Origin of the sequence: Aquimarina litoralis (assembly GCF_019295435.1) — a bacterium.
Classification (GTDB): Bacteria; Bacteroidota; Bacteroidia; order Flavobacteriales; family Flavobacteriaceae; genus Aquimarina; species Aquimarina litoralis_A.
The window spans coordinates 149,723-171,871 of record NZ_WEKL01000002.1 but is presented as its reverse complement, the minus strand read 5'-3'; the positions used below and the strand labels follow the sequence as shown (position 1 = coordinate 171,871).

18 protein-coding genes are annotated in these 22,149 nt (G+C 33.4%); 14 read left to right on the top strand and 4 right to left on the bottom strand.

Translation table 11 applies throughout. The annotated features are described in order from the left end of the window. The 7 genes from GBO31_RS02155 to GBO31_RS02125 all read left to right on the top strand — a co-directional run. Window positions 1-1,659 (top strand): collagen-like triple helix repeat-containing protein (locus tag GBO31_RS02155; RefSeq protein ID WP_219006662.1); only part of this gene is annotated, 1,659 nt, incomplete at its 5' end. Between the two features lie 55 nt (window positions 1,660-1,714). After that, window positions 1,715-7,168 (top strand): beta strand repeat-containing protein, encoded by a 5,454-nt coding sequence (locus tag GBO31_RS02150; RefSeq protein WP_219006661.1) that lies wholly within the window; start codon window positions 1,715-1,717, stop codon window positions 7,166-7,168. 459 nt (window positions 7,169-7,627) lie between these two features. After that, window positions 7,628-8,794 carry a gliding motility-associated C-terminal domain-containing protein gene (locus GBO31_RS02145; RefSeq protein WP_219006660.1) on the top strand — a complete coding sequence of 389 codons (1,167 nt, stop codon included), beginning with the start codon at window positions 7,628-7,630 and terminating at the stop codon, window positions 8,792-8,794. Window positions 8,795-9,000: 206 nt separating this feature from the next. Next, complete coding sequence (locus tag GBO31_RS02140; protein WP_219006659.1) at window positions 9,001-9,549, top strand: ClpP family protease; 549 nt, start codon at window positions 9,001-9,003, stop codon at window positions 9,547-9,549. Between the two features lie 97 nt (window positions 9,550-9,646). After that, window positions 9,647-10,372: a M15 family metallopeptidase gene (locus tag GBO31_RS02135; RefSeq protein ID WP_219006658.1), complete on the top strand. Its 726-nt coding sequence runs from the start codon at window positions 9,647-9,649 to the stop codon at window positions 10,370-10,372. A gap of 52 nt (window positions 10,373-10,424) precedes the next feature. Continuing rightward, on the top strand, window positions 10,425-10,910 hold the full coding sequence (locus tag GBO31_RS02130) for a CAP domain-containing protein (protein WP_219006657.1): 486 nt from the start codon (window positions 10,425-10,427) through the stop codon (window positions 10,908-10,910). A 164-nt stretch (window positions 10,911-11,074) separates the two neighbouring features. After that, window positions 11,075-11,842 carry a M48 family metalloprotease gene (locus GBO31_RS02125; RefSeq protein ID WP_219006656.1) on the top strand — a complete coding sequence of 256 codons (768 nt, stop codon included), beginning with the start codon at window positions 11,075-11,077 and terminating at the stop codon, window positions 11,840-11,842. 63 nt (window positions 11,843-11,905) lie between these two features. Here the strand turns inward: GBO31_RS02125 and GBO31_RS02120 are convergent, their stop codons facing one another. Beyond that, window positions 11,906-12,286, bottom strand: a complete 381-nt coding sequence (locus GBO31_RS02120; protein WP_219006655.1) for an ankyrin repeat domain-containing protein — start codon at window positions 12,284-12,286, stop codon at window positions 11,906-11,908. A 487-nt stretch (window positions 12,287-12,773) separates the two neighbouring features. Here GBO31_RS02120 and gpmI point away from each other — a divergent pair, with 487 nt between their 5' ends. The 4 genes from gpmI to GBO31_RS02100 all read left to right on the top strand — a co-directional run bounded on the left by gpmI (window position 12,774) and on the right by GBO31_RS02100 (window position 16,957). Beyond that, complete coding sequence (gene gpmI, locus GBO31_RS02115) at window positions 12,774-14,294, top strand: 2,3-bisphosphoglycerate-independent phosphoglycerate mutase (RefSeq protein ID WP_219006654.1); 1,521 nt, start codon at window positions 12,774-12,776, stop codon at window positions 14,292-14,294. A 457-nt stretch (window positions 14,295-14,751) separates the two neighbouring features. Next, on the top strand, window positions 14,752-15,324 hold the full coding sequence (locus GBO31_RS02110; RefSeq protein WP_219006653.1) for an RNA polymerase sigma factor: 573 nt from the start codon (window positions 14,752-14,754) through the stop codon (window positions 15,322-15,324). Between the two features lie 20 nt (window positions 15,325-15,344). Then, on the top strand, window positions 15,345-16,442 hold the full coding sequence (locus GBO31_RS02105) for a FecR family protein (RefSeq protein ID WP_219006652.1): 1,098 nt from the start codon (window positions 15,345-15,347) through the stop codon (window positions 16,440-16,442). 35 nt (window positions 16,443-16,477) lie between these two features. Further along, complete coding sequence (locus GBO31_RS02100; RefSeq protein WP_219006651.1) at window positions 16,478-16,957, top strand: hypothetical protein; 480 nt, start codon at window positions 16,478-16,480, stop codon at window positions 16,955-16,957. Window positions 16,958-17,054: 97 nt separating this feature from the next. Here GBO31_RS02100 and GBO31_RS02095 read toward each other — a convergent pair whose 3' ends face one another. Beyond that, window positions 17,055-17,912, bottom strand: coding sequence for a hypothetical protein (locus GBO31_RS02095; RefSeq protein ID WP_219006650.1), 858 nt, complete (start codon window positions 17,910-17,912; stop codon window positions 17,055-17,057). Between the two features lie 321 nt (window positions 17,913-18,233). Here GBO31_RS02095 and map point away from each other — a divergent pair, with 321 nt between their 5' ends. The 3 genes from map to GBO31_RS02080 are packed head-to-tail and all read left to right on the top strand — an operon-like array spanning window position 18,234 to window position 20,299. Further along, window positions 18,234-19,052 (top strand): type I methionyl aminopeptidase, encoded by an 819-nt coding sequence (gene map, locus GBO31_RS02090; protein WP_219006649.1) that lies wholly within the window; start codon window positions 18,234-18,236, stop codon window positions 19,050-19,052. Between the two features lie 56 nt (window positions 19,053-19,108). After that, window positions 19,109-19,480, top strand: coding sequence for a GxxExxY protein (locus GBO31_RS02085; protein ID WP_219006648.1), 372 nt, complete (start codon window positions 19,109-19,111; stop codon window positions 19,478-19,480). 51 nt (window positions 19,481-19,531) lie between these two features. Further along, window positions 19,532-20,299 carry a class I SAM-dependent methyltransferase gene (locus GBO31_RS02080; RefSeq protein WP_219006647.1) on the top strand — a complete coding sequence of 256 codons (768 nt, stop codon included), beginning with the start codon at window positions 19,532-19,534 and terminating at the stop codon, window positions 20,297-20,299. An 8-nt stretch (window positions 20,300-20,307) separates the two neighbouring features. Here GBO31_RS02080 and GBO31_RS02075 read toward each other — a convergent pair whose 3' ends face one another. Together GBO31_RS02075 and GBO31_RS02070 are read right to left on the bottom strand one after the other, a co-directional pair. Next, window positions 20,308-20,904, bottom strand: coding sequence for an RNA polymerase sigma factor (locus GBO31_RS02075; RefSeq protein ID WP_219006646.1), 597 nt, complete (start codon window positions 20,902-20,904; stop codon window positions 20,308-20,310). Between the two features lie 238 nt (window positions 20,905-21,142). Further along, window positions 21,143-22,141, bottom strand: coding sequence for an FAD:protein FMN transferase (locus GBO31_RS02070; RefSeq protein WP_219006645.1), 999 nt, complete (start codon window positions 22,139-22,141; stop codon window positions 21,143-21,145). Between the last annotated feature and the right edge of the window lie 8 nt (window positions 22,142-22,149).

The following is a 22,149-nucleotide window of genomic DNA, read 5'->3' as shown; positions in this document are numbered from 1 at the left end:
GGGGCTACTGGAAGAACAGGATTTACRGGTAGAACTGGATTCACAGGTGCTACYGGAAGAACAGGATTTACRGGTAGAACTGGATTCACAGGWGCKACYGGAAGAACAGGATTTACRGGTAGAACTGGATTCACAGGWGCKACYGGAAGAACAGGATTTACRGGTAGAACTGGATTCACAGGWGCTACYGGAAGAACAGGATTTACRGGTAGAACTGGATTCACRGGTGCKRCYGGAAGAACAGGATTTACAGGAGCAACAGGTAGAACTGGATTCACAGGTGTGACCGGAGTAACGGGTCCAACGGGTAATCAAGGTCCAAATACTTTTGAATATGATTTCAATACTGCAACATCAGGAAATGTAATTGCAGGTCAATATAGGTTCGATACTGCAGATTACGCTACAACAACTCAAATTGTTATTCATCCTGATGATATAAATGGTATCACAACTGATGCATTTATACAAAACCTAGAAACGAACTCTGTTATTTTAGTAAGAGATCCAGCTAACTTATCCAATTTTGTAACGTATACAGTAAATTCATTGCCAACATTTAATGGAACTAATTGGGAAATTGATGTTACATTTGAGGATGTAACTGCTGCTCTTCCATTACCAGGAAATGGAGATACTAGATATGTCAATTTTACTCCTGCTGGTCCTCAAGGTATACAAGGAGCTACTGGTAGTGTTCCAAGTGGTGGTGGTTTAGATGTAATCTGGGCAGAAGAAAGTGGAGGATTAAATGTCGGTACAAATTCAGGTTTCCAATTCTCGTTCGGTAATGGAGCAAATAGTCGATCCGGAGTAGTCGTAGGATATGAATCTGTAGCAACAAAGCTTTCTTTTTCAAGTACAAGTGCTGCAACTGGAACAATAGAACTATATGTAAACGGTGTAGCCACAGGTAGAACAATTGCTGTGACTTCAGCTACATCGAGTATAGTTAATATTACACCGTTAACATTAACTGAAACGGATAGAGTGACTTTTAGAACTATAGCTGATGATGCAGCTGCTAGAGGTTCACAAATAGTCGTTGGTGTTGTTATACAAACTGACGGAGTTACAGGACCACAAGGACCTGCTGGAGATCCTGCTACAGATGATCAAGATCTTTCACTAACCGGAAATATTTTAAGTTTAACTGGAGATCCTACTCCTACCCCTGCAATTGATCTATCTACGTATTTAGATAATACTGATGATCAAAATGCATCAGAAGTTAATTCTGATACTCCGGTAGATGTAGATGGTGACGGTACTACAGAGGCAACAGTAGAAGATGTTATTCAAGATATAGCTCCTATTACCTCTAAAGCTGCTAGAATATTCTATCCGCCATCGATTGCGATTGATGCGAGTGTATTATCTGCTAACCCAGCTGCTCCAGGTGATGAAAGTATAAATTTATATCAACAATATATTGATCAATTTACTTTAGCAAATGCTGCTACTTCTGCCTCAAGTGCAGGTGCACCAGGTGCTATACCAACGTATCTAGCAAATGAATTATATTATTATGTAACGTTCTATGACCCTACGGTTTTTGCAAATGTTGCTATTGATGCAAATGGAATCATGACCTATGATATTATAGGTACTCCTGCAGACTTTAATTCGTTAATTAATGTAGTTTTTGTTGTAAGATAATTTTAGTAGGAAAAGTTGAATGAACTTGACACACAAAACATATTACTTATTTTTAATGCTTTTAATAGCGTTACCAAATATAAACTTGTTTGGTCAGGATACTTTTTTGGATGATTTCAATCCAACAAACTACTCAGGAAATGATGGAACGCAAAATTGGAATGGGGATTGGCAAGAAAATGATTTTGGTGCTGCCAATTCACCTAATGCAGGAAGAATTAGAATTGTTGGTGGCGAATTAAGATTTCGAAATTTCGATTCCGGTAGTAATCTTTTTATTTTAAGAAATGTGGATTTATCTGCATATTCATCTGCAGTATTGACGTTTGACTATAATAGATCAAGTGGAAATGAAAGTGTTGGAGCATTCTTTTTAAATACAGCCACTGGATTTTATGATTTAGCAGTAGCAACTCCTACAACTGGTGGTGCTACTGGAAGTTTAAGCTTTAATATTCCCGCAGCCTATATAAATGCAAGTTCATCATTACTTTTCTTTTCCAATAGCGGAAACTGGGGTAATACCGAAACCGTTTTTATTGATAATGTTCTTATTACAGCAACCGGATCTACACCGGAAATATCTATTAACGATGTTACTGTTAATGAAGATGCCGGAACATTAGATTTTACAGTTACACATTCTGGAGGAACCACTTCTGGAAGTTTTACTGTAGATTATAGTACTACCAATATTTCAACTGTGGGAGCAGATTTTAATGGTAGCACATCAGGTACCATCACATTTACAGGAACTAGTTTAGGCACTCAAACCATTTCTATTCCTATTTTGGATGATACACTAGCTGAACCTGCGGAAACTTTTTCAGTGAATCTAAGCAATCCAAGTGATGGTTCGGTATCCATAACAGACTCTCAAGGAATTGGAACGATTAACGCCAGTGATGCTATCTCTATCACCATTAATGATGTTTCAGTTAATGAAGCGGCAGGTACAGCTACTTTTACGGTTACATCATCAGGCGGTTCATTAACGGGCGGATATACCGTTGATTTTACAACTGCCAATAATACTGCTACTGTTGCGGACAATGATTATACTGCAACCAGTGGTTCTGTAACATTTTCTGGTAGTTTAGGGGAAACAGAAACTATAACAGTACCTATTTTAGAAGATACGGATATTGAAGGTAATGAAACGTATTTTGTCAATCTTAGTAATCCAAGTAGTGGCTTTGTTTCTATAACTGATAACCAAGGTTTAGGAACCATTGAAGATAATGATGCAGGAATTAGCATTAATGATGTAACTGTCAACGAAAATGTAGGAAATATCACCTTTACAGTTACTCTTACCGGTACAGTTTCTGGTGGTTTTGATGTCGAATATGCAACTTCGAATAATACTGCTACTGCTCCCAGTGATTATACAGCTACTGGTTCTCCAAATCCAACCATTACCTTTTCTGGAACTGATGGAGAAACCGAAACTATTACAATACCAATAATAGATGATACTACTGTAGAGCCTAATTCAGAAGACTTTTTAGTCACATTAAGTAATCCAAGTGTTGGTTCTGTAACTTTAGTTGATGCCCAAGGAACAGGAACTATAACTGATGATGATGATGCAAATATTAGCATCAATGATATCTCAGTAAACGAAACAGCGGGAACCGCAACATTTACGGTTACACATTCAGGAGGAGGAGATATTTCTGGAGGTTTTACTATAGAATATACTACTACAAATAATACGGCAGTTGCTCCTGGAGATTTTACAGGAACAGGATCTCCAAACCCTACGCTGTCTTTTTCCGGTACAAGCGGTGATACTGAAACTATTGTAATTCCAATTATAGACGATACGGATGTAGAAGGAACAGAAACATACTTTATAAATCTTCTAAGTGCAAGTAACTCTTTAGTAAGTATTACCGATAATCAAGGGCTTGGAACCATAATTGATGATGAAGCGCCTTTTATTATTACTGATACCATAACAGATAATACATGTAGTGGGATTTTTGTCGATAGCGGATCAATCAATGGTCAATACAATAACAATGAAACAATTACCTATACGATTTGTCCAGATACACCTGGTAGTTCAATAGTTTTAAACTTCACTTCTTTTGATGTGGAAACTGGTTTTGACTTTTTACAAGCTTATGAAGGTACGACTACCACTACTTTAATAGACACCTATGACAATGGAAATATTCCTACATCCATAGTTTCATCCGATCCTTCAGGATGCTTGACATTTATCTTTGATTCTGATGGTTCAGTAACTGGAAATGGTTGGCAAGCTACTATTTCTTGTTCTTCTTCTTCCAGTTTTGTGACAGTAAATAATGTTACCGTTAATGAAAATGCAGGTACAGCTACATTTACTGCTACCCATACTGGTGCAAATGTACCGGGAGGATTTTCGGTAAATTATGCTACTTTAGATGACACTGCATATGCAGATTCTGATTTCGTCAATACAACTGGAACCTTAAACTTTTCGGGAACTGCTGGAGAAGTACAAACCATTACAGTGCCTATTATCAATAACGTTTTTGGAGAAAACACAGAAACATTCTTCGTAAACCTAAGTAATTCCACTTCACCTCTTGTTGGATTAATTAATGGAGTAGGAACGATATTGGATGATGGTGATGCCGCTGTTGCAGATGATGTACCACTTACAATTTTTGATGATTTTAATGGATACTATGATTATGCTTTAACCGCAGGAACCTTAAGAACTGCAGATGAAGGTGTGGATCCTTGTTCGATAACCGCATCCTCTTCGAATACCTTAACTACTCCAATACTTGCAGGTTCTACTATAGAAAGAGCCTATTTAACTTGGGGGCATTCTGGGTTAGCTGCCGATGATGTTGTTACTTTTCAAGGACAGTCTGTAACTGCAGATGTAGTAAATACAGCCTTTGGTTTTTATTATGGAATGGTTAGTGATGTTACATCTATTGTTACCAGTTTACCAGACCCATCTTCTGCTACTTATACCTTTACGGATTTGGTAATCGATAATAGCACAACATATTGTGGATCTGTTGTATTTGGAGGTTGGTCCTTATATATATTCTATACTAATCCTACTTTACCGGCAGTAAGTATCAATATGTATAATGGTTTTGATGCGCAAGGAGGAGGCACTACAGTCGAAACTTCAAGCTATACCTTAGCTGGATTTTTTGCTATTGGATCCACAGGATCAAAAACTTCAGTATTGTCGTGGGAAGGTGATCCCACCAGAACAGGAAATGAAATCATATCAGTAACTACTGGAGCAGGAACCACTAATTTAACAGGAGACGGTAACAACTCCCCTACTTTAGCCAACGTATTTAATTCTACGATTTATGATGATACAGCTAGTCCTGTCATCAATGATTCTTCTTTGTTTGGTTTTGACTTAGACACTTACGATATTTCATCCCTTATTGCTCAAGGTGAGACCTCAGCAACAACAAATATTCAGACACAGGGAGATTTTGTAATACTCAATTCTGTATTATTAAAAGTACCCAGTAATTTGATTACAGGAACTGTTTTTGAAGACATTAATTATCCAGGTGGTGCAGGAAGAGATTTCGCTACTTCCTCAGGTGTTGGTATAGAAGGAGTATTAGTCGAATTATATGACAATACTGGTACTTTCATAGATTCTGATATTACAGATGCTAGCGGAGATTATAATATCGGTGGTATGGCTAATGGAACTTATACATTACGTGTTGTAAATAATACAGTACGTTCTACAAGAGGTGGAGGAACAGCCTGTACTACATGTTTCCCAATACAAACTTTTAAATCAACATTTGCTTCAAGCACCTTAAGCCCTGTAACAAATGAAGTGGGTGGAGCCAATCCTGTTAATACAGATGTGGCAGCAGGTACTTTAACAGGAGCTCAGACCATATCTACCATTACTATAGCTAATGAAGGTGCTGTTGACGTAGACTTTGGATTCAACTTTAATACTATCGTAAATACTAATGCAACTGGTCAAGGATCTCTTGGACAGTTTGTGGTAAATTCAAATAATTTAGATGAAACAGGTTTAGATATCGAAGCAAATGCCATATTTAATCCTGCTGCAGGACAAGATGTATCTATTTTCATGATACCTCCTACAGGAGATCCATTAGGAAGAACAGCAGATGTTAATTTTGCAACAGGTTTTTTTGATATCAACATACCAAATGCAAACCCTCTTGATGATATCACTGATGATGCTACTCATATAGATGGAAGAACACAAACAGCTTATTCTGGAGATACGAATGCTGGAACAGTAGGTTCTGGAGGAACAACAGTTGGAGTATCTGCAACAGCATTACCTAATTACGATTTACCTGAAATTCAGATCAGAAGAGATGGAGGAGAAATAATTCGATTACAAGCATCTAATCTTGTTATTAGAAACCTATCCATTTATGGAGGAAATCTTAGAGGTATTCGTCAAGATTCTGGTTCCGGAAACTTAGTTACTCAAAATCTATTAGGAGTAAATGCCTTAGGTGTAGTTGGAACCGTTGGCGTAGGAAGCTACCAAGATGATGGAATAGAAATAAGTGGAGGAACTATTACGGTAGACGGAAATTATATTGCCTCAAATACCGATTTTGGAATCTCAGTGAATGGAGGAACATCTACTCTAATACAAAATAACCATATTACCAATAATGGTTTTCGAGCTTGTGAGTACAATGTAAGAGTAGCAAATGGAAGCGGTGTTGTCATCCAAAACAACCTTATTGATGGTTCCGCAGCTACTGGAATTGTTGATAATCAAGGAAATGTTACTATTTCTGAAAACACAATTACAACAGGAGGAAGTAATAGCGGTGGAGGGTGTACTGAACTTAGTGGAATTAACTTATCACAAAGCAATTCTGTTGTGACCAATAATATCATCAATAATAATGGTGGTGCCGGTATTATTGTAAGTGGTGGAACAACCTCAGGTAATCGTATATCACAAAATTCCATTTTTGCAAATGGAACCGTCGCTGATGCATTAGGTATCGATATTGCGGATGATGGAGTCACTATTAATGATGCTGGAGATATTGACACGGGACCTAATGGAAGACTTAATTTTCCTGTCATTCAATCAGTTACAATTTCCGGAACAAATCTAAGAATAGTGGGATGGTCCAGACCAGGAGCTACCATAGAAGTGTTTTTAACAGACATCAATCAAGGTACAGCAACAGCTGGAGACAATCAATTAGGACTTACCCAAGATTATGGTGAAGGACAAATATATTTAGGTTCTGGCGTTGAAGGAAGTGTTTCCGATTCAGATGCTACAGTATCCTTATATACTGATGCTGATGGAAGTACAGATACAACAAATAGATTTAATATTAATATCACTTTGGCATCACCAATCTCGGTTGGAAGTTTAATAACCTCCACAGCAACCGTATCAAACTCTACCTCTGAATTTGGAAATGCAACCATCGTAGGAGGAGCAACTATAATAACTAATAGAAGAATTACTTATAGGGTAAATCCCAATTAAGATTATTAATAGATCATTAACTTTAAACATTAACTAAAAAATACTCGAACAACGTAAACAAAAAAAATTAGCTCTATGTAAGGAATTTACTTACACTTCTACTACTCATAAGAAGTATAAGTTTTCTAAATCACTTAAGTATTATTTTATGAAAAAAACATCGTCATTATTGTAAATCATTCGTAAAAAATCTATTCGTAAGTTTACCCGACCATGAATAGTGTACTTTCAAGCTTTTTATAAATTTATTGATGCGACAATCTTTATATGTATGATGTCGTTATACATCTATATTTATAACGGTCTTAAATTTCAAAAAGTACACTTAATCCGAAATAAAATACACTTAAACGATATTTAGTAAAAATATAGTAGGAAATATGTACTATGTATGAATAATTCCTTATATTGCAGTAATTATTTTACGGTTTAACCGTAATTTGAGAGTTTTTATCGAATATGCCCCAAAAAATATTATACATATTACTAATTGCAATCGTTAGCCTAGCTACTAATGCTCAAGAGTCTTTTCATAACTTTGGAAACGTTCAGATTCATGATGATGGTCAAGTAGGTTTTCATATGGATGTTGTAAATGATGGTGATTTTGATCAAAATTCAGGATTTACTGGATTTTATAATCAAAATAGTTTAACTGTATCTGGCACTAATAGACCTGTATTTAACGATGTAGAAATCGACGTTCAAGATGATTTAATTCTTGAAGTTGCGGTAGGAGTTACTAATTTCCAAGAATTCGTTAATGGTAGAGTGATTACTCCAAGAGATCAAAGAGAGGTTTCTTTAGACTATATTAATGATGCTCCTTATCTAGGTGAGAACGATAACCGTTATGTAGATGGTTATGCTTCCATCACTGGTCAACTTGATTTTTCTTTCCCCGTTGGAGATGATTTCCGTTTAAGACCTGCTCGTATAGAAAGTCAAGCAGCTAATAACACAGCCAAAGCAGCATACTTTTTTGAAAATCCCAATTTCCCAAATTTTTTCGGAGAGAGCTTTGATACCAATAACTTTGGAGACTTGTTATTTGGAGTTAGTATTTTTGAATTTTGGGATGTTGATGGAGATGAAGAAACAAGGGTAACTTTAACTTGGGATACAAATAGTAACCTTCCAACTTTAGTTAATAATTTAGAAGATTTAAGAGTTGTAGGTTGGGATCCTAATACAGGACAATGGGTAAATCTTGGAAACACAGGATTTACAGGAGATCTTGATAATGGTGAAATTACTTCAGAACCAATTGTTCCAGATAATTACACTGTACTCACTTTTGGAACGTCAAGTATCATACTTGATGGAGATTTAGAAATATTTACTGCTGTGTCGCCAAATGGAGATGGATTTAATGATACTTTTGTAATTCAAGGTCTTGTGCAGTTCCCAGACAATGAATTATTTATTTATAATCGATGGGGAGTATTGGTATATAGTAGAAAGGCATATCATGAAGTACAACAAACTCCTGAAGGTTTTAGCGGTATTTCTCAAGGAAGAGCGACCATAGCAAAAGGTGAAGAATTACCTGTAGGTACTTACTACTATGTTTTAAATGTAGAAGGAATCAAAGATAGAGCCGGTTATTTATATCTAAACAGATAATATTTCCAAAATTCACATTATGTAACTCAAGGTAATAGAATCTTTCTCTAAAGATTTTAATTACTTAGTATATCGAACACTAAACTTCAAAAATCTTGTTAAAAAACAAGACTTCGTCTTAAAGATTTAATTTGTTGATTTTTATTTCGTAATTTCTTCGAAAATAATTTTAAATTTATTTTAAGTTTAAATTCATTAAAATATTTATGAAAGAAAAATCAGGAAAAATCCAGGATCTTATAGATAAAAAATTTCTAGAAGAACGCAGTGTATTTTTATGGGGACAAGTTGATGATAAATCAGCAAAACATGTAATAGATCGACTGATGTATTTAGATATGATCAGTAATGAGGAAATTAAATTATACATTAACAGTCCAGGCGGATATGTGACTTCAGGATTTGCTATGTACGATACTATCAAAGCTTTAAAAAGTCCTGTATCCACAATATGCACCGGTTTAGCAGCTTCTATGGGTTCTATTCTTTTAAGCGTTGGAGAAAAAGGTCGCAGATTCATCCAACCCAATGCAAAAGTAATGATACACCAACCGAGTGGTGGAGCACGTGGACGAGCTTCTAATATCGAAATCCAAGCAACCGAAATTTTAAAAACTAAAGAATTAAGTGCTCAAATTTTAGCTGACAATTGTGGGCAAGAGGTAGAAAAAGTACTTAAAGATTTTAATCGTGATTACTGGATGGATGCTCAAGAATCTGTTGATTACGGTATTGTAGATGGCATTCTTTCCTGATGATCATATCAAAAGGTGATTCTTTTACATTTTATTTTGCGAGCTTAAGTTAGTTTGCAACTTTTGGAAACTTTCTTAAAATAGATAACTATAAATCATGAAAAGAAAAAAATTCATTGAGGTAAGTGCACTTGGACTTATAGGATTATCATCGGTATCCTTTACTGACTTTCAATCCAAAATCTCCAAAAAAGATCTTATGGGTAAAGGAAATCCAGTGCTAGTTGGTGAGGGATATAAACTTCGCAAAAAGGCCAATCAAGCATTTTCAAAAATGAGAAGTGCTGCCTTAAAAGAAGGTATTAAACTGAAAGTTGTTTCTAGTTACCGAGATTACTCGCATCAAAATAGAATTTGGGAACGTAAATATGAACGTTATACAGCAAGCGGACTTTCCCCAATTAAAGCTATAGAGAAAATAATTCAGTACTCCACGATTCCGGGAACTTCTCGTCATCATTGGGGTACTGATTTAGATATTGTTGATGGCAGTGTAAAACAACCACGAGACGTGCTTTTAACAAAGCATTTTCATAATGGAGGTCCTTTTACAAGATTCAAAACATGGATGGATCACAATGCAAATGATTATGGTTTTTATCTAGTGTATACTAACAAAAAAGGAAGAAAAGGGTTCAAATATGAACCTTGGCATTACTCCTACGCTCCTAGTTCAAAACCAATGCTTAAAGAATTTCGAAAACTAGACATTAAAACGGAACTACAAAAATCAGTTTTAATGGGAAGTTCACACTTTACTTCAAAATTTATCCAAAAGTATATTAATGAAAACATACTAGATATTAACCCCGAATTACTATAAAGTATACTAAATACTTTAAATATCAGTTATTATTCAAAAGCCCTTTATCCCAATGAAAATTATTTTAAAATATTTTTATGTACTATTAGCATGTACGGTTATAATTTCTTGTTCTTCCGATGATGATTCTGGCACTTCAAATGGAGAAACTAATGAACTTATCAATGAAACTTCTATAGCAGATGCTATATTAACATTAGTAAATCAACATAGGCAAAATCAAGGTTTATCTCCTCTTTCCAAAAATACAACAGCAGAACAATTGGCAGTGGATCACACAAAATATATGATTTCAATAAACGAAATCAATCATGATGACTTTAATCAAAGGAGTTCGGTACTAAATGATCAAGAAAATGCAACTGCTAGTGCAGAAAATGTTGCTAGATTTTATCAAGATGCACAAAGCGTAGTGGATGGATGGCTAAGTAGCATAGGTCATAAAGAAAACATAGAAGGTAATTACATGTACACCGGAATTTCTGCTATAAAAGATGAAAACGGTCGCTATTATTATACTCAACTTTTTTATCGTTAGATATTTTTTTAAATAAACAAGCTACAAGATCGATAGCTTGCTCATAAAATACTTTACTAATTGCTTATCAAAACTTCTAATAGTGCTTAATTGGTAAGCAATTTTTATATTTAGTAACTTTAGAGTAAAATATATAAAAACACATTAACCAATACATACTTAAAATGAGACGCGGTGGATTAAAAATTAGAATACTAATAGGTCTCGCTATTGTTGCCTTTGCTTTTATAAAAAAATGCAATAATAAAACTCTAAATGAATACACAAATAGAGTTCAGAATATTAACATGACCACCGATCAGGAAATTGCGATTGGGATTCAAAATGAGCCCCAGATGACCCAACAACATGGAGGTCTGTATCCAGATCAAAGACTGCAAAATTATATTGATAATGTAGGAAACAAACTTGTTAACAATACAATGGCAAGAGAATCTCCATATCAATATGAATTTCATTTATTAGCGGATCCTAATACTATTAATGCTTTTGCACTTCCTGGAGGCCAGATATTTATTACCTATGCCTTATATTCTAAATTACAAAATGAGGATCAATTGGCTGGTGTTCTAGGACATGAAATTGGTCATGTTCTAGGAAGACACTCGGCAGAGCGCATTGCTGAGCACGAATTTTGGAAAACTATATCTACCGGAGCTTCTGTTGGTGCTGACGCGGGCGGATTAATTAATGGAATTGGACAAAATGTTTTATTAGGTAATGGAAGAGACGATGAATTGGAAAGTGATAGATTAGGAGTTCTTTTTATGATTAATTCTGGTTATAACCCTCAAGAAATGATCGGAGTGATGGAAATACTAAAAAAAGCAGCAGGCCCAAATCGTACTCCTGAGTTCCAGAGTACACATCCAGACCCAGATAATCGAATCGAAAAAATCCAAGAAGCAATTAGAGAATATAGCAGACAATAAAAACTTCGATTAGATTTTTGTCTAATCGAAGTTTTCATACCATCGTTATATAAGTTTATAGAATTAAGACATTTCTTTTAGAACTTTAATAGCTTCCTGAGCATTTGCAGATTCAGCAAACTTCATCGCTGTATTACCGTTATTGTCTTTAGCGCTAATATATGCTCCCTTTCCTATTAATAATCTTACAATATCAGCTCGGTTATAGCGAGCAGCGTACATCAATGGTGTTTTTCCATCTATTCTTAAATTTACATCACTCCCCTCTTCTATCATTTTTACTACAGTATCAAAATCACCTTTAATGACTGCCATAAAAAAAGGATCCATTTTGTTGTTAACAACCTCATAATCCTGAATATCAATAGCTCTTGGAAGTTCTTTAGCAAAGTTTATTGATCCGATAAAAATCATCATCAATACTGTCAAAATTGTTGTTCTCATAATGTTGTGAATTATTAAAGTTAGTATATGAATTCGATGTTTCTAAGCCTTACTTAAGTACTCTACAATTACAAGAATTAATTTAACGATAAAATCATAAAAAATAACTTAAAAATTTAATAATAATTTAAAATATTAACTTAAAAATAACGAATATTTAAAATTAGAATTATTCAAATATTACCTGATTTTCGTAGCATACTTTTCCATCATACATCTTTATTTTACCCTCATAAAAGAATTAAATTATCATTACCAAAACCCTTTGAATTATACGAATTACCTATTTTAATAGAAATTGAAAAGCATCTGTTAATAGTTCCTCAAAAAAATCTTCAAATAACAAAATATCGCTCATCCAAAACTAAGGTTGTACGGTCTTTAAATTTTGGGCACTTCTATTCTATATTGTACATTAGCCATCGATTATGTAGATAATAATTATAAAGTCCTTAATCACAAAACATTAAAAATCATCTTAAGAGAAATGAACAAAAAAGTAATCTTAATGATTCTGGATGGATGGGGAACATCACCAGATCCTAAAGTTTCTGCAATTGATAACGCTAACACGCCGTTTATTGACAGCTTGTATACAAAATATCCAAATGCAGCTTTACGTACTGATGGCCTTCATGTAGGATTACCAGATGGACAAATGGGGAATAGCGAAGTCGGTCATATGAATTTAGGTGCCGGAAGAATCGTATATCAAGATTTAGCCAAAATCAATATGGCTATTCAAAATAATACCCTTAAAGATGAATCTACACTGATTGACGCATTGAATTATGCAAAGGATAACAATAAAGACATTCATTTATTAGGATTAGTTAGTGATGGAGGTGTTCATTCTCATATAAACCATATAAAAGGATTATTAGATGTTGCTAAAGATAAAGGGCTAGACAATATATATTTACACGCATTTACTGATGGTCGTGATGTGGATCCAAAATCAGGAATTGATCACATCAAAAACATTCAAAATTATATGGATCAAACTACTGGTAAACTTGCATCCGTAGTAGGTCGGTATTATGCGATGGATAGAGATAAAAGATGGGAACGTGTGCAACTAGCATATGACCTAGTAGTGAATGGTGAAGGAACTTCTTCTTCTAACATTGTAGAAAGTATTCAAAAAAACTATGATGAAGATATTACTGACGAGTTCATAAAACCAATTGTAATTGTAGAAAATGATACTCCTGTAGCTACGATTAAGGAAGATGACGTTGTTATATTCTTCAATTTTAGAACGGATCGAGGAAGAGAACTTACTGAAATGCTATCTCAATCTGATATGCCAGAATATAATACCAAAAAATTACCATTGTATTATGTGACAATGACAAATTATGATGAGAATTTTAAAGGGATTAAAATAATTTATGATAAGGATAATATTACAGAGACATTAGGAGAAGTGCTTTCTAAAGCTGGTAAAAAACAAATTCGAATTGCGGAAACAGAAAAGTATCCTCATGTAACATTTTTCTTCTCTGGTGGACAGGAAGAACCTTTTGAAGGAGAGTCTAGAATTCTTAGAAATTCTCCTAAAGTTGCCACCTATGACCTGAAACCAGAAATGAGTGCTTATGAATTAAGAGATGCATTGGTACCAGAACTACAAAAAGGTGAAACTGATTTTGTATGTTTAAATTTTGCTAATGGCGATATGGTAGGACATACAGGTGTAATGGAAGCAGCTATAAAGGCTTGTGAAGCTGTAGACAATTGTGTAAAAGATGTGGTGACTAATGGATTAGAAAATGGGTATACTACCATTTTGATTGCAGATCACGGTAATTGTGAAACGATGATTAATCCTGATGGCTCTCCACACACAGCTCATACCACTAATCCAGTTCCAATGATATTGATCGATAATGAAGAAATTAAGGTGCAAGATGGTGTCTTAGGGGATATTGCACCAACAATCTTAGATTTGATTGGAGTCAATCAACCAGATGCGATGACACAAAAATCTCTTCTAGTAAAATAAGAAATAAAAAATATAAAGATGAGTTTTTTATAAGAACTCATCTTTATATACTAGTACTCTTCTTATTTAAGATAAAATACATCTTCTTCTATTTTAAAATTAATATTGTATTTATCTTCTTAGTGCATAGGCAGATCCTTGTGCAAGGTCACTGATAAAGTTTGAACAAAATTTAAAACTCATTTGAAAAAAAGGGTAAAAATACTTCATAACTAAATTATTTTTGATTTATATCCTAAAATTACACAGCATTTCCCGTTAGAATTAATTTTTTCGATCAGTACTTCTTGAAAAAAGTTAAAATGCAGTTTATGTATGATGAGTGAAATTCAACATTATTACTAAAACCTTCATTTTAGTATCTTTAACATAACAATATAAAATTTATTAAAATTACACGCAGCGAAATCCTAGATTCTCAGTTGTATTTTATGAGAGTAAGCACTAACCCTTATTCATGAATAAAGAAGAACAAGGCAAACTGGTCAAAGCTTGTAAAAAGAATGACCGGAATGCCATGGAAAAAATATATAACAGTTTTATGCCGAGAATGCTTGCGGTAAGTCTACGCTATTGTAACAATAGATCGGATGCAGAAGATATTGTACAAGAAGCATTTATTAAGGTATTTAAGAATATCAAAAAGTATAAGGATAAAGGTACATTAGGAAGCTGGATTGAAAGAATAGTAGTTAATTGTGCAATTGATCATTGGCATCAAAGAAAAAAAAGAGTGCTTATAGATAACTCTGAACTAATTGAAGAAAATGAAACCTCTGAATTAAATGAAATAGAGCAACAAGAATTAGCAAAGCAATTATCTACGGAAAAGCTTAGAACTCTAATTAATGATTTACCGGAGCAATACAGATATGTATTAAACCTGTATGCGATCGAAGGATATTCACATAAAGAAATCGGAAAAATATTAAAAATTAAAGAAAGTACTTCTAGATCAAACTATACAAGAGCTAGAAAAAAGCTTCTGGAAAATATGAGAGCATTAGGAATCTATAAAAACAATTGCTAGTTAGCTCTAAAGAAAATAAAATGAAACAGGACAAGGATCTATTAAAAGAACTTTTACAATCAAAATTCAAAGATGATACAGTAGCATCATCAGGGGATAATTTTGACTTGATTTTTGACGCCGTTCAGGAAAAATCAGATGACAAAAGTTTGCTTTATTGGTATGCTGCAGGAATTATCTTATTGATGTCCATTGGTGTCTTTACCATATATTATTTTAAAAATATTAAACCTTCTAAACAAAAAGAATCCACGACCGAAATTCAAATCCAAAAAGAAGAAAACACCTCTACTCCTATTGTAACGGATTCAATAATTAATAAAAAAGAAAAGAAAAATCTAACTAACAAAGATACCATTACAAAACCTTCATCTCTTAGTACTATTTCTAATAAAGAAAACCAAACCTCTAAGAAGATAGATGTAACAACTCTAGCACCAGAAGATGAAATTATTGAAAAAGGAGTAATTACGGTTACCTATACCGCATCAAACAAATATGCCTCTACAAAAAAAACTAAGTATAATCAATTACCCGATTCTAGTACAATCGTAGTAAGAAAAAACAGTAAAGTAAATTTCACAGCTACAAAACAAGGATTCCGTAGAGCTGATATTAATGGTACTGTGTTTTTCAATGTAAAAGATAACAGCAGCCAACCATTTATCATTTTCGGGAAACATTGTAAAGTACAAGTTTCTGGTAACTCATTTGCAATCCATTCAGATTCGAGTGCAGATATTATGACATTAATTCAAGGATCTGCAAAAGTTGTGGACAACAATTCTAAAACAGTAAAAGAATTAACACCTGGAGAAAGTTTAAAAGTAGATAAAAACGGAATTTCCTTACTACAAAGAGCTCCAAATCAATTCGCTTGGAAAACCAAAAAACTTCATTATAATAACACTTTAGTGAATCAGGTTATTCAGGATTTAGGAGATAATTACGACGCTAAAATTATACTTAAAAATCGTGATATCCTGAACTGTAAATATTCTGGCTCTTTCGACAATGCCAATATTCCACGAATTCTGAAAAAGCTAACAACTTCTTTAAAGTTACAGTTATCCAAAGAAGAAGATATATTTGTGATAACAGGTAAAGGTTGCCAATAACTTTATACCTTTGACACTTTAAATAATATATCCTATTGAACGAAAAAGAAGATTATTTCTTTATATCCAAAAAGAAAAGTATTCATGTCATAAGTAGCAGAACTCCTATAAAATGGAAAGAGCTTCTTGTCTGGTCATTTAGCTCCTTCTTTTTCCTAGTATATTTTACCGGACTATTGGCTGGATTGATTATAGCTATACTTACCACAATAGGATATACTATGTATAGATTTGCTGCCTGGATTTATTATACAGAGATACAAATCAACGAGGATAATGGAAGTATCTTACAAGTAAAAAAAATACTTGGCCAAACCCGTTCGGTGGTATTAATAGCAGATACATTCGATACTGCTCGATTCGAATATATTCCTCTAAATCGTAGTGGAAAAAATAAGTTCTTGATGAGATATAAAACCCATAAGGATAATGACTTATTAATACTAAAGAATAAAACTGATAGAGATATTCTTAAAGACTATATGGAGAAAGATATAAGAATATCTAATAATTAATTTAAAGCTTTAGGTATTTAAAGTCTATATATTAAAACATAAAAAACTGCTTGAAACTAATAGTTCCAGCAGTTTTTACATTTAACTAAACTATCTATTATAAATCAAAAACAATAGATTCTCCATCATTACCAGTAAGAACTACTTCTTTATCACAAGAACCATCTCCAAAATCGATATTGAAATTAACCCCAAAACTACTAGAGAAATCTAATGCTCCTTGCACTGGATATTTTAAAAAATTAAACCTATTAAAACAAGCAACTTTATATACCAGCGGATTTCCTGCAACAGATTCAGATCTCATAAAGTAAGTTTGTGTAATACCTTCTACTAAAGAAGACTCTTCTAAAGTGATAACTTCATCTGGAGTAAATCTATTTTCGAATGTAAAGTTTCTATTCGCTGTATAACGATACGAATCTCCATCAGGTTCTGTAATTACACCATCAATAATTACATCAAAAACCTTTGTAGTTTCTGTACTTAACTCAGCATTTTGCTCAGCTACCCTATAACCATCAAAAACATAACCTTCGTCGCCTCTTACATTTTTAAAAACAGTAGAATCTTTCCATTGCTCCTGAAACACTCCTGCAACATAATATTCTAGTCTACCTGTCCAATCATCAAACTGACATTGTTCTTCAGTATAATTCAAAATCATTTTACTGTAATAATCATAATTCTCAAATCCTGGAATAGGATTTTCATTATATGGAATCAATAATTCAAGTGAAGCGCAACTACTTGAAGAGCTTTTGGAAGAACTTTGAACTTCATTAAAAGCCTTTTCAGAAATTAAATCAAAACCATCCATAGCTCCGTCTAAGCTATTAAACATTTCAAAATTTTCCTTATCTGAATTCTGGATAGATACATTATCATTCACATCTTCTACGGCACAACTTGCCATTAATCCTAAAGCTACTGTACAAATCAATAATTTTTTCATGGTTTACTTTTTTTAATGAATTTTATAATGGGTTTTCTATTACTAAAACCTGAAAACTCAAAAACGCTGCGTAATTTTTTTATTTTTTTTCATCTTCTTAAACCATTTCCTCCAAAAACCCTGAAATAACAGGGGTTTTAAGATGATATTTTTTTTCAAAAAAAGTTTAACTAATAATCCCATTCCGATTCATTTCGTCATTTTAATTACATTCATATCAATATTTATATCCATAAAAATCTATTCTAATAGATTAAAACTTAATCAATCGACTGAATCTTAATATTCTTTGTAAATTTGCCTTCCCTAACAAGGATTACTATGATCATTACTAAATCACGTGAAGAAATTGAGCTAATGCGCGAGAGTGCTCTAATTGTATCTAAAACACTTGGCATGCTTGCAACAGAAGTAAAACCAGGAGTTACTACTTTACAATTAGACAAATTAGCTGAAGAATTTATAAGGGATCATGGAGCGATTCCAGGATTTTTAGGGTTATACGATTTCCCTAATACTTTATGTATGAGTCCCAATGCACAGGTGGTTCATGGTATTCCTAATAATACTCCATTAGAAGAAGGCGATATTATTTCGATCGATTGTGGAGCTATTAAAAATGAATTCTATGGAGATCATGCGTACACTTTTCCTGTTGGAGAAATAGCACCTGAAGTAGCACAATTATTAAAAATCACCAAAGAATCTTTATATAAAGGTATTGCCGAATTAAGAATCGGGAAACGTGTTGGTGATGTTGGATATGCCATCCAAAAATATACTGAAGAAGCAGGTTATGGCGTGGTAAGAGAGCTTGTAGGACATGGATTGGGACGTAAAATGCACGAAGATCCAGAAATGCCGAATTATGGAAGGCGAGGAAGAGGAAAAAAGTTTGTGGAAGGAATGGTAGTCGCTATAGAACCTATGATCAATATGGGAACGCAGCGTATCAAACAATTGAGAGATGGCTGGACAATCCTTACTGCAGATGGGAAACCGAGTGCGCACTTCGAGCATGATGTTGCCATTGTAGATGGAAAACCTGAAATCCTTTCCACATTTAAATATATCTATGATGCTTTAGGTATTGAATCGGATGAAGAAGATGCTTTTAGACAAGAGTTGTTGGTCGTTTAGTTTTTTTAATATTTCACAAAGTTTCTCCAAGAATTCACAAAGGGTCTCCAAGAAAGATGACTGAAGATGAGATATCTAAAATTATAATTGGGTGTGCAATAGAAGTACATAAAACTCTTGGTCCTGGTTTACTAGAATCTGCTTATCAGGAATGCTTGTGTTATGAATTAAAGAAAAGAGGATTAAAAATTCAAAAAGAAAAACCGTTACCAGTAGTATACAAAGACATTAAACTAGATCAAGGTTATCGAATTGATATCCTAGTAGAAAACAAAGTTGTAATAGAACTGAAAACTGTAGAACATTTTACAGATGTTCATTTTGCACAAATTCTCACTTACTTAAAACTTGGAGAATATAAACTTGGACTTCTTATCAATTTCCATGTAAGTTTGCTTAAAAATGGAGTAAAACGTTTTATAATGTAAACTTTGAGAAACTTTGGGGTTTCTTAGTGTTCTTTGTGTAATTATCTATTTATGAAAAAACTCTTTAAACTTATACTTAACACCATCCCAAGGCCTATTTTAATTCGTCTGAGTTATCTGGCTAGACCTATCATTTCTTTTTTCCTAAAAGGAAGCACATATACGGATCCCATTGATGGAAAAAGCTTTTCAAAATTTCTGCCTTACGGTTATGGGAAGCAAAGAGACAATGTACTCTCTCCTTCCACATTATCATTAGAACGCCATAGGTTATTATGGTTATATCTCAAAAATGAGACTGGTTTTTTTACCTCAAAAGCTAAAGTTTTACATTTTGCTCCAGAACAAGCTTTTTACAAAAGATTTAGACGTCTAAAAAATCTTGAATACACCACTACTGATTTAAACTCTCCATTAGCAGATGTAAAAGCAGATATTTGTAACCTTCCTTTTGCTTCTAACGAGTATGACGTCATTTTTTGTAATCATGTATTAGAACATATACCTGATGATACAAAAGCGATGCAAGAACTACTGAGAGTATTAAAACCTGGTGGAATGGCTATTCTGCAAATCCCTCAAGATCTTAGTAGAGACGAAACTTTTGAAGATGATACTATTACCGACCCGAAAGAACGTGCTAAGATTTTTGGACAATATGATCATGTTAGAGTGTATGGTAAAGATTATTTTGAAAAGTTAAGATCAATAGGTTTTCAGGTTCAAGAAGTAGACTATACGAATAAACTTTCCAAAGAAGAAGTAATTAAATACTGTCTTGCTCCAGGAGAAATACTTCCTGTTTGTTCTAAACCATAATGACCATTTCAAGAAACATTTTTTCTTAAATTTTCTCTCTTTGGAACAATCAGTTCCTTGTATAACGGATCACTTTCTATCAGTTTGATCAAATGTTTTTTACATTCAAACTTCCTTTTTCGAACATATCCTTCAGAGTAATTGGTCAACATAGAAATTTCTCTCATACTTTTACCCTCAAAAAACAAAAAAAGTATGTTTTTACATTTACAATTAAGACTTAGTAAATGTTTACGGTATAATTGCTCTTGTTCATTTTTACTTATATCTACGGCAGAAGCTCGTAAGTTTAGTATGGTATCGTCTATTTGTCCACAACACGATCTTTTTTTAGACCTGTTCAATTTATGAAGCCAAATATTTTTACATATCCCATAAAAGTAGGTATGTATGGAACATTTTAGTGTAAACGAATCCAGTTTTAGCTTTTCATATAACACAATAAGTGCATCCTGAAAAACATCCTCTGAATCCTTTTCTGATCCAGAGTTCTGAACTATAAGATTTCTTATTACATTAAAATTTCTTCTATAAAATTCTTTTAAAATTTCAGAATCTCCATTTGCAATGCCATTATAAATTTTGATCTCATCATTAAACCCCATATTGATGATGTTAGTTTAGTTAGTTGACTGTTACCCTATTTTATCAGCATCAATATTTGTTCCAATATTACATTACAAAATAGGTTACAACACAAAAGACGAATTAAAAACCCTTTATGTTGCTAATTACATTCAATCTTTTGTTTGATTATATAAAACTAACTGGAGGTTCGATAAAAAGAAAACTAAAACTAGGGAACTTCTCGTTTCAATGAGTAAACATATATTAAAACAGATCTTAATTCCCCGATTCAGGGAAATCATTGATAGAAAAAGTCTTTAGTTCTTTAGCATCATTTTCATAAATAAAATATACTTTTATTTCAGGATGTGTTTTCAAAAACTCCTTAGATTTTTCTAAGCCCATCGACATAAATGCAGTTGCATATGCATCTGCTTCCATACATGTTGTTGTAATTACAGAAACACTTAACAAATTAGATTTATGCGGATATCCTGTTTTGGTATCAATTATATGCGCATATCTATTCCCCTTTTCATCTACTTTGAATTTACGATAACTACCAGAGGTGGCCATCGCTCCATTTTGTAAAGAAATAACTTTACTATAAGATTGGGTCTCATCAAAATTAGGATCCTCTACGCCTATTCGCCAAGGCTTTTCTTTTACTAAATTACGTCCTTCACCTCTGATCTCACCTCCTATTTCCACTAAATAGTTTTCTATGTTTTTGGCTTCTAAAAATTCGGCAAAGACATCCACCGCATAACCTTTTGCCAAAGCATTAAAGTCTATAAATGTATTGAAGTATTGTTTTAAAACTTTATCATTTTGTAAAGTAACCTTGTTAAGTCCAACTGAAATCAAAAGACTATCGATTTTAAGACTATCCAAGCTTACTATTTTCCCTTCAGGTCCGAAATCCCATGCATTTACTAAAACTCCAATCGTAGGATCAAAAACTCCCTCAGTTTCTTTATATATTTTTTTTGAAGCTAGAAATACTTTCTTAAAATGATTGTCAATTGTAATTGTAGTATCACCGCTGTTGATTTTAGATATATCAGAATCTTTTTGATAGGTAGACATAGAAGTATTAATAACCCTAACAATACTATCATAAGATTTAGAAAAATCAATTTTCTTTACATCAATAAACTGAACAGAAAAAGTAGTACCAAATGCATTACCTTTGGTATAATTAAGGTGTTTTTCTTCGGTTTTTTTACAAGATAACACACTTACAATAAGGAAGAAAAAAAAGAGGTTTCTCATTACGAAAT